The organism is Streptomyces sp. W16, from assembly GCF_033194735.1.
Classification (GTDB): Bacteria; Actinomycetota; Actinomycetes; order Streptomycetales; family Streptomycetaceae; genus Streptomyces.
This window is the reverse complement of the sequence record NZ_JAWOAI010000408.1, coordinates 1-9,115: the sequence shown is the minus strand read 5'-3', so window position 1 is coordinate 9,115 and position 9,115 is coordinate 1. Positions and strand designations below refer to the sequence as shown.

The window sequence follows — 9,115 nt, the reverse complement described above, 5'->3', positions numbered from 1 at the left end:
CGAGGACGCGCAGCCGCTCGTCACTGGCGTGGCCCCGTCGCCCGACTTCGCGGACGGGCCCGCCGAGACCTCGTCCAGCGTGTTCACCGACTTCGCCCCGGCGCTCGGCGAATCGTTCGCACGCGCGCGTGCGGGCGGTCGCGAGCTGTACGGCTTCGCCAACCACGAACTGGTCACCAGCTACCTCGGTACGTCGACCGGGCTGCGCCTGCGCCACGACCAGCCCAACGGGACCCTGGAGCTGAACGCCAAGTCCCCGGACCGTACGCGCTCGGCCTGGGCCGGCCTCTCGACCCGGGACTTCAAGGACGTCGACCCGGCGGCCCTGGACGCCGAGTTGGCCGTACAACTGGGCTGGGCCGAGCGGAAGATCGAACTGCCCGCCGGACGGTACGAGACGCTGCTGCCGCCGACCGCGGTCGCGGACCTGCTGATCTACCAGATGTGGTCGGCGTCGGGCCGGGACGCGGTCGAGGGGCGCACGGTGTTCTCCAAGCCGGGCGGCGGCACCCGTGTCGGCGAGAGGCTCACCGAGCTGCCCCTGTCGCTGCGCAGCGATCCGAACGAACCGGGCCTGGAATCCGCCCCGTTCGTGCTCGCGCACAGCTCCGGGGGCGACCAGTCGGTGTTCGACAACGGGCTGCCGCTGACCGCCACCGACTGGGTGCGCGAGGGCGAGCTGCAGCACCTGCTGACCAGTCGGCACAGCGCGGGGCTGACCGGGCTGCCGGTCGCGCCGTCGATCGACAACCTGATCCTCAGCGGGGGCGAGGACCGCTCCCTGGAGGAGATGGTCGCGAACACCGAGCGCGGGCTGCTGCTGACCTGCCTCTGGTACATCCGCGAGGTCGACCCGGCGACGCTGCTGCTCACGGGGCTGACCCGGGACGGCGTGTACCTCGTCGAGAACGGCGAGGTGGCGGGCGAGGTGAACAACTTCCGGTTCAACGAGTCGCCGGTGGATCTGCTGGGGCGGGCGACCGAGGCCGGGCGGACGGAAAAGACGCTGCCGAGGGAATGGAGCGACTGGTTCACTAGGGCTGCGATGCCCGCGCTGCGGGTGCCGGACTTCAATATGAGCTCTGTCAGTCAGGGCGTATAACCTCGTACCTGATCCACGAGACCATCCCAAGGAGATACGAGAACCGTGACGGACATCGTCGACGAACTGCAGTGGCGGGGGCTCATCGCCCTCTCCACTGACGAGGACGCATTGCGCAAGGCGTTCGCGGACGGTCCCGTCACGTTCTATTGCGGTTTCGACCCGACCGCGCCCAGCCTGCACCTCGGCAACCTCGTGCAGATCCTGACGATGCGCCGGATCCAGCAGGCGGGCAACCGTCCGCTGGGCCTGGTCGGCGGTGCCACGGGCCTGATCGGCGACCCGAAGCCGAACGCGGAGCGGACGCTGAACTCGCCGGACGTCGTGGCCCAGTGGGTCGAGCGGCTGCGCGCGCAGATCGCCCCGCTGCTGGACTTCGAGGGCCCGCACGCCGCGATCATGGTCAACAACCTGGACTGGACCCAGGGCCTGTCGGCCATCGAGTTCCTGAGGGACATCGGCAAGCACTTCCGGGTCAACAAGATGATCGCGAAGGAGGCCGTCTCCCGGCGGCTCAACTCCGACGCGGGCATCAGCTACACCGAGTTCAGCTACCAGATCCTCCAGGGCATGGACTTCCTGGAGCTGTACCGCAGGCACGGCTGCACGCTCCAGACCGGCGGCAGCGACCAGTGGGGCAACCTCACCTCGGGCACCGACCTGATCCACCGGGTCGACCCGGAGGCCGAGGTGCACGCGCTGGGCACGCCGCTGATCACCAAGGCCGACGGCACCAAGTTCGGCAAGACGGAGTCCGGCACGGTCTGGCTCGACCCCGAGATGACCACGCCGTACGCCTTCTTCCAGTTCTGGCTGAACGCGGACGACCGGGACGTCTCCAAGTTCCTGCGCATCTTCAGCTTCAAGTCCCACGAGGAGATCGAGGAGCTGGAGCGGCAGACCGAGGAGCGCCCGCAGGCCCGCGCCGCCCAGCGCGCGCTCGCCGAGGAGCTGACGACGCTGGTGCACGGCGCCGAGCAGACGGCCGCCGTGACGGCCGCGTCCAAGGCCCTCTTCGGGCAGGGCGAGCTGGCGGAGCTCGACGAGAAGACGCTCGCCGCGTCCCTCTCCGAGGTGCCGCACGTCCAGGTCGCCGAACTCGGCCTCGTCGTCGACCTGTTCGCCGAGGTGGGGCTGGTGGCGAGCAAGTCCGCGGCGCGGCGGACCGTGAAGGAGGGCGGGGCCTACGTGAACAACGTGAAGGTCGCCGCGGAGGACGCCGTGCCGGCGAAGGAAGATCTGCTGCACGGGCGGTGGCTGGTGCTTCGGCGGGGCAAGAAGAATCTTGCCGCCGTTGAGGTGACTGGAGCGTAAGCGCCATAGGGGCGTGGGGTTCGTTGCGGGCCGCGGGTTTCGTCGTGGCTGGTCGCGCAGTTCCCCGCGCCCCTACGGGGCACGCTGTCCCTCAAGCTCTCTGTTTGTTCTTGCCGATGGTCGCCATGTACGCCATGTCGACCACGAAGACGATGATGACCGCGGCGACGAGCTGGAACGCGTGGCGGCTCCAGTCGATGCCGCTGGTCGCGTCGACGCCGGCCGCTCGGGCGATCGCGTTACCCACGATGGCGCCGAGAATGCCGCAGATGGTGGTCAGCCAGAGCGGACTGTGCTGCTTGCCCGGGATGATCGCCTTGGCGATCAGGCCCAGCACGAATCCCACGATGATCGCCCACAACCAGCCCATGGCTGCCTCCTTGTACGGCTCTACGTGAGCATTACGCCAAGTGTGGGCCCGGTCGCCGTACGCCGCATGTCGGGTACGGCCGTACGTGGTACGTCGCAGATCGCTCGCCCGAGCCCGGGGTGCCCCGGTCTCGAAGGCGGCGCAGGCGCGGCGTAACGTGGGACGTGTCGGGGCCCGGTTCCCGGATCGGGTGTGAACCGGGGTTGCGGGCCGGGGAGAGTCCGATGCGGGCGGATGGTGGAATGTGATGCGGAAGCTGCACGGCGAAGGCAACGCCCAGGTGTTCCGGATCACCGGAGCCCGCACGGGACTCGCGGAGGATGTCCGCGGTCGGCAGCGCCGGTACGTCATCTCGATGTCGATCCGTACGGTGGCGGTGATTCTCACCTGTTCCCTGTGGAACGTCGAACGGCACGTCGCGATCGTCGCGTTGGTGCTCGGTGTGCTCCTCCCCTATGTCTCCGTGGTGATCGCGAATGCCGGGCGGGAGAACGCGCCCGGTCTGCCGTCGACGTTCGTCACCGCGCCACTGCGGCCGATGATCACACCGCCGCGGTCGGACGAGGCGGTCGCGGAACCCGTCCCGGAAGACGTCGTGCCCGAGCCGACGAGCGGTGCGCGGGGCGAACCGTAGGGCCGGTCGTGACCATGGCGAACGTGCCATAAACGGAAGTCGGCTCCGCACCAAGCTCAAGAAAAGCTCAGATCAATCATGTTGTTCCGGTGCCGAGCGACCGGTTACCCGTGACATACTTCGTACGCGCTCCGCATCCCCCGTCGGAGCGACAGACCGACGCCGGGCAGCTCCCCCCGTGGCTGCTCGGCGTCGCCTTTTCAGCGCATCTGTGAGACGAATTCCGTGAGTTCCCGTGAGTGACGAGACGCCGATCTGCTCCGCGAAGAGCTGCCGCGCCGACGCCGTGTGGGTGCTCGCGTGGAACAACCCGAAGATCCACACGCCGGAGCGGCGCAAGACGTGGCTCGCGTGCGAGGAGCATCGCGAGCATCTGTCCCAGTTCCTCGGTGTGCGGGGGTTCCTGAAGGACGTCGTCAAGTTCGAGGACTGGGAAGCGCCCGAAATCCCGTAGCGCCTCTTCGCCTACGACGGCTGCTCAGCCGCCGATCGCCGACATCGGTCGGTCCGGCTGGAGGAACGACGGGTCATCCAGGCCCGAGCCGGCCTTCTTGCCCCACATCGCCTGGCGCCAGATGCGGGCTATCTCCTCGTCCGGGGCGGCGGAGCGCAGGGCGGCGCGGAGGTCGGTCTCCTCGCGGGCGAACAGGCAGTTGCGTATCTGGCCGTCGGCGGTGAGGCGGGTGCGGTCGCAGGCTCCGCAGAACGGGCGGGTGACCGAGGCGATGACGCCCACGCGGTGCGGGCCGCCGTCCACGATCCAGCGCTCGGCCGGGGCCGAGCCGCGCTCGTCCGTGCCTTCGGGGGTCAGCTCGAAGCGGGTGCGGAGGGAGGCGAGGATGTCGCCGGCAGTGACCATGCCTTCGCGCTTCCAGCCGTGCTGGGCGTCCAGGGGCATCTGCTCGATGAAGCGCAGTTCGTAGTCGTGCGCCACGGCCCAGGCCAGCAGGTCCGGGGCCTCGTCCGCGTTGAGTCCCGGCATCAGCACCGAGTTGATCTTCACCGGAGTCAGGCCCGCGTCGTGGGCGGCTTCCAGGCCGGCGAGGACGTCCTTGAGGCGGTCGCGGCGGGTGAGGGTCTTGAAGACGTCCGGGCGCAGGGTGTCCAGGGAGACGTTGACCCGGTCCAGGCCCGCCTTCTTCAGGGCGGTCGCCGTGCGCTTGAGACCGATGCCGTTGGTCGTGAGGGACATCCGGGGGCGAGGCTCCAGGGCCGAGACCCGCTCGACGATGCCGACCAGGCCGGGGCGCAGCAGGGGCTCACCGCCGGTGAAGCGGACCTCCTCGATACCGAGGGAGGTGACCGCGATGTCGATCAGGCGGACGATCTCGTCGTCCGTGAGGAGGTCGGGCTTCGCCAGCCACTGCAGGCCCTCCTCGGGCATGCAGTACGTACACCGGAGGTTGCACCGGTCGGTCAGCGAAACCCTCAGGTCGGTGGCCACTCGGCCATAGGTGTCGATGAGCACGTGGGCCTCCTCCCTCGATTCGGATCGCATGTTTTCCGACACCTGCGAGCCTACGCGACACCTCTGACAACGAGAGCGGCCCGATCCCACGAGGTACGACGGGGCCGCGTCGTAGGGATCTACGACGCGGCCGTCGGCGTGGGTGGCTCAGTGGGCTCCGGTGCCGGTCAGGGACCGTACCTCCAGCTCCGCGTACTTGCCGGTGTCGGGCTTCTCCTTGGAGAGGACCGTGCCGAGCCAGCCCAGCAGGAAGCCGACCGGGATGGAGATGATGCCGGGGTTCTCCAGGGGGAACCAGTGGAAGTCGACGTCCGGGAACATCGAGGCGGGTTTGCCGGAGACGACCGGCGAGAACAGGACCAGGCCGACCGCGGTGACGAGGCCGCCGTAGATCGACCACAGGGCTCCGGAGGTGGTGAACCGCTTCCAGAAGAGGCTGTAGAGGATCGTCGGGAGGTTGGCGGAGGCGGCGACCGCGAAGGCGAGGGCGACCAGGCCGGCGACGTTCAGGTCGCGGGCGAGGGCACCGAGGAGGATGGAGACGGCGCCGATGCCGACCGTGGCGTACCGGGCGGCTGCCATCTCCTGCTTCTCCGTCGCCTGTCCCCGCTTGATGACGTTGGCGTAGATGTCGTGGGCGAACGAGGAGGACGAGGCCAGGGTGAGGCCGGCGACGACCGCGAGGATCGTGGCGAAGGCGACCGCCGAGATGCTGGCCAGGAGGATGGCGCCCCAGTTGGAGTCGACTCCGCCCAGATGGAGGGCCAGGAGGGGGGCCGCCGTGTTGCCCGCCTTGTTGGAGGCGATGATCTCGTCAGGTTTGATCAGTGCCGCGGCGCCGAAGCCGAGGGCCAGGGTCATCAGGTAGAAGGCGCCGATGAGGCCGATGGCCCAGTTGACCGACTTACGGGCGGCCTTGGCGGTGGGCACCGTGTAGAAGCGGATCAGGATGTGGGGCAGGCCCGCGGTGCCGAGGACCAGGGCGATGCCCAGGGAGATGAAGTCCAGCTTGGTCGTGCCGGTGGCACCGTACTTGAGGCCGGGGTTCAGGAAGGCGGAGCCCTTGCCGCTGTTGTCGGCGGCCTTGCCGAGCAGGTCGGAGACGTTGAAGTTGAACTTCAGCAGGACCAGGAAGGTGAGCAGCAGGGCGCCGGCGATGAGCAGGCAGGCCTTGACCATCTGGACCCAGGTGGTGCCCTTCATGCCGCCGATGGTGACATACACGATCATCAGGACGCCGACCAGGGCGACGATGCCGATCTTGCCCGCGTCGGTGGTGATGCCGAGGAGCAGGGAGACCAGGACGCCCGCGCCGGCCATCTGCGCCAGCAGGTAGAAGATCGACACCACGATGGTGGAGGTGCCGGCCGCCGTGCGGACCGGGCGCTGGCGCATCCGGTAGGCGAGGACGTCGCCCATGGTGTAGCGGCCGGAGTTGCGCAGTGGTTCGGCCACCAGAAGCAGGGCGACCAGCCAGGCGACCAGGAAGCCGATGGAGTACAGGAAGCCGTCGTAGCCGAAGAGGGCGATGGCGCCGGCGATGCCGAGGAAGGACGCGGCGGACATGTAGTCGCCGGAGACGGCCAGGCCGTTCTGGAAGGCGGTGAACTGCCGGCCGCCGGCGTAGAAGTCGGCGGCGCTCTTGGTCTGCCGCCCTGCCCAGACGGTGATGACGAGCGTCGCGGCGACGAAGATTGCGAACAGGGTGATGATCAGCGGCCGGTGCTGGCTCGCCTCGCCGGCGGCCAGGGTGATCGCGGGGCTCATGCGCCGCCCTCCATCCGGGACTTGATGGCCTCACCCTTGGGGTCGAGCTTCGCGGCGGAGTACCGCGCGTACCACCAGGCGATGAGGAACGTGGTGAGGAACTGGCCGAGGCCCAGGACCAGGGCGATGTTGATGTTGCCGACGACCTTGGTGTCCATGAAGTCGTCCGCGTAGTTGCACAGCAGGACGTACAGGAGGTACCAGGCGATGAAGGCGACGGTCAGCGGGAAGGCGAAGGAGCGGTGGGCGCGGCGCAGTTCGGCGAACTCCGCGCTCTCCTGGACCTGTTCGAACTCCTCGGTACTGGGGAGTTTGCGTTCGGCTTTCGAGGGTGGTGGTGTCTCGGTGGCCACGGTGTCTCCTCGCGTTGCGGACATGCTGGTTGCGACCTCACGAACCTATGGATCACGCCACCAGGAGTGATCGAGTGACTTCCCTGCGCGATATCGCGGGGTCCTCGATCCTGCTGGCGCTTCCTGCCCAAGGGCACGGCGCCACGCGTGGACCGGTTCAACTCCTTTGACTTCTTTCAGGACTCGCCTTTGGGAAGTCATTGCTGGCCAGCCCTCGCGGGAGATAACTTCAGCTGGCACCACTCGTCATGTACCTGCCCGAACGCCACCACGTCTCGGGCCATTTCGTTTCCGGATGATGTGGAGATCCCATGGCTCATCTGCGCCCCAGACACCGGCTCGCCCTCGCCGTACCGGTTGTCCTGTCGCTGACCGCCTCGCTCGGTTTCCTCCCGTCGGCGGCTTCGGCGGTCCCGATCACGGAGACCACCACGCAGGCCGCCGACGCGCCCAACCTTGCGTATGTGGTCAACACTCGACTGGACCACCGGACGATCGACACGGTCAAGAAGGCGATCAATGCGGCCGGCGGCACCATCGTGGTGACGTACGAGAAGATCGGCGTGATCGTCGTGCACTCGGCGAACCCCGACTTCGGGATGATCATCCGCAAGGTGCCCGGTGTGCAGTCGGCCGGTGCCACGCGCACCGCGCCGCTGAGCCCCGCCACGACGACGGACGAGGGCGCGGTGCAGTACCTCTCCAAGGAGCAGGCCGCGAAGACGGCGAAGGCGTCCGCCGCGGCCGGTGACAGCGAGCCCCTAGAAGCCGACCAGTGGGACCTGCCCGCGATCGGTGCCGACAAGGCCGCGAAGATCAACCCGGGCAGCAAGAGCGTGACGGTCGCCGTGATCGACGTCGGCGTCGACGACACCCACCCGGACATCGCCCCGAACTTCTCCCCCTCGCAGTCCGCGAACTGCGTGGGCGGCAAGGCGGACACCACGTACGGCTCCTGGCGTCCCGTGGACTCCGTCCACTACCACGGCACGCATGTCGCGGGTGAGATCGCCGCCGCCCGCAACGGCATCGGCGTGGCGGGGGTCGCGCCGGGTGTGAAGGTCGCCGGGATCACGGTGGCGGAGCCGGACTCAAGCCAGTTGTTCTACCCGGAGAGCGTGGTCTGCGCGTTCGTGTTCGCCGCGGATCACGGCGTGGAGATCACCAACAACAGCTACTACGTTGATCCTTGGCTGTACAACTGCATGGACGACCCCGATCAACGTGCCATCGTCGACGCGGTCAACAGGGCCCAGCTGTACGCCCAGAGCAAGGGCACGCTCAATGTCGCCGCGGCCGGCAACTCCAACGACGACCTCGACTCCGAAGCCCTGGTCGACGCCTCCAGCCCCGACGACTCGACCGCGACGACCCGTACGGTCGACCCGCACGAGTGCTTCGACGTGCCGACCCAGCTGCCGGGTGTCGTCACGGTGAGCTCGGTCGGCGTCACCAAGGCCAAGTCGTACTTCTCCAGCTACGGCAAGGGCGTGATCGACGTGTCGGCGCCGGGCGGGGACGTCCGGCAGCCCGCGAACACGCCGTCGAAGGACGGCCGCATTCTGTCCACGCTGCCGAACAACACGTACGGCTACCTCCAGGGCACGTCGATGGCGACCCCGCACGTGGCCGCCGTGGCCGCGCTGCTGAAGTCCACGCACCCGCACGCCTCTCCGGCCCAGTTGCAGGCGCTGCTGAAGGCCGAGGCCGACAACCCGGGCTGCCCGACCACCGTGTACGACACCAACGGCGACGGCATCGCGGACGCGACCTGCGTGGGCGGCAAGCGTGTCAACGGCTTCTACGGGTTCGGCATCGTCAACGCGCTGCGGGCGGTCAAGTAGCCCGTACCTGTTCTCTGTTGATGTTGATGCGGGCCGGGCGGATCTCCGCCCGGCCCGTTCATGTCCGCATCGCCACCACAGATATATTGATTGAATCAATACTGCATAGTGCAGTCATGACTGACATCGACATGGCGTGGTCAGCACTGGGTGGCGATCCCGCCCTCGTCTCGCGAGTCTCGATCGTCGCGCGCCAAGGGGCGCTCGAAGCGCGGCTTCCCGTACGGGAGTTGGCGCGGGCCTGCGTGGGAGCGTGCGCGCTG

The 9,115-nt window shown here is 68.2% G+C and carries 9 protein-coding genes and 1 pseudogene; 6 read left to right on the top strand and 4 right to left on the bottom strand.

The genetic code is table 11. The features are described from left to right. Both R6V09_RS37995 and tyrS read left to right on the top strand, forming a co-directional pair. The coding region (locus R6V09_RS37995) for a metallopeptidase TldD-related protein (protein ID WP_317886036.1) at nt 1–1,102 on the top strand (1,102 nt) is incomplete at its 5' end. 45 nt (nt 1,103–1,147) lie between these two features. Beyond that, nucleotides 1,148–2,416, top strand: a complete 1,269-nt coding sequence (tyrS, locus tag R6V09_RS37990; RefSeq protein ID WP_317886035.1) for a tyrosine--tRNA ligase — start codon at nt 1,148–1,150, stop codon at nt 2,414–2,416. A 91-nt stretch (nt 2,417–2,507) separates the two neighbouring features. Here the strand turns inward: tyrS and R6V09_RS37985 are convergent, their stop codons facing one another. Continuing rightward, nucleotides 2,508–2,786, bottom strand: a complete 279-nt coding sequence (locus tag R6V09_RS37985; RefSeq protein WP_019060682.1) for a GlsB/YeaQ/YmgE family stress response membrane protein — start codon at nt 2,784–2,786, stop codon at nt 2,508–2,510. 247 nt (nt 2,787–3,033) lie between these two features. Here R6V09_RS37985 and R6V09_RS37980 point away from each other — a divergent pair, with 247 nt between their 5' ends. Beyond that, entirely contained in the window at nt 3,034–3,420 is a 387-nt protein-coding gene (locus tag R6V09_RS37980; RefSeq protein ID WP_317886034.1) for a DUF3099 domain-containing protein, read from the top strand. A 235-nt stretch (nt 3,421–3,655) separates the two neighbouring features. After that, nucleotides 3,656–3,874, top strand: a complete 219-nt coding sequence (locus R6V09_RS37975; RefSeq protein ID WP_317886033.1) for a hypothetical protein — start codon at nt 3,656–3,658, stop codon at nt 3,872–3,874. Between the two features lie 24 nt (nt 3,875–3,898). Here the strand turns inward: R6V09_RS37975 and moaA are convergent, their stop codons facing one another. From moaA to R6V09_RS37960, 3 genes are all read right to left on the bottom strand, one after another. Then, nucleotides 3,899–4,888: a GTP 3',8-cyclase MoaA gene (gene moaA / locus R6V09_RS37970; RefSeq protein WP_317886037.1), complete on the bottom strand. Its 990-nt coding sequence runs from the start codon at nt 4,886–4,888 to the stop codon at nt 3,899–3,901. A gap of 147 nt (nt 4,889–5,035) precedes the next feature. Next, complete coding sequence (locus R6V09_RS37965) at nt 5,036–6,655, bottom strand: solute symporter family protein (RefSeq protein WP_317886032.1); 1,620 nt, start codon at nt 6,653–6,655, stop codon at nt 5,036–5,038. After that, nucleotides 6,652–7,008, bottom strand: coding sequence for a DUF485 domain-containing protein (locus tag R6V09_RS37960; protein ID WP_317886031.1), 357 nt, complete (start codon nt 7,006–7,008; stop codon nt 6,652–6,654). The genes R6V09_RS37965 and R6V09_RS37960 overlap by 4 nt, the downstream gene beginning before the upstream one ends. Nucleotides 7,009–7,319: 311 nt before the next feature. Here R6V09_RS37960 and R6V09_RS37955 point away from each other — a divergent pair, with 311 nt between their 5' ends. Together R6V09_RS37955 and R6V09_RS54745 are read left to right on the top strand one after the other, a co-directional pair. Then, a complete protein-coding gene (locus R6V09_RS37955) occupies nt 7,320–8,852 on the top strand; it encodes a S8 family serine peptidase (RefSeq protein ID WP_317886030.1) in 1,533 nt (510 codons plus the stop codon). Nucleotides 8,853–8,878: 26 nt separating this feature from the next. Continuing rightward, a pseudogene (locus tag R6V09_RS54745) lies at nt 8,879–9,115 on the top strand (CoA transferase); the annotation flags it as partial.

Bases quoted from the DNA above. Each gene is read 5' to 3' on its own strand.
- R6V09_RS37965 (WP_317886032.1), bottom strand. From the start codon at position 6,655: ATGAGCCCCGCGATCACCCTGGCCGCCGGCGAGGCGAGCCAGCACCGG.
- R6V09_RS37985 (WP_019060682.1), bottom strand. From the start codon at position 2,786: ATGGGCTGGTTGTGGGCGATCATCGTGGGATTCGTGCTGGGCCTGATC.
- R6V09_RS37980 (WP_317886034.1), top strand. From the start codon at position 3,034: ATGCGGAAGCTGCACGGCGAAGGCAACGCCCAGGTGTTCCGGATCACC.
- R6V09_RS37955 (WP_317886030.1), top strand. From the start codon at position 7,320: ATGGCTCATCTGCGCCCCAGACACCGGCTCGCCCTCGCCGTACCGGTT.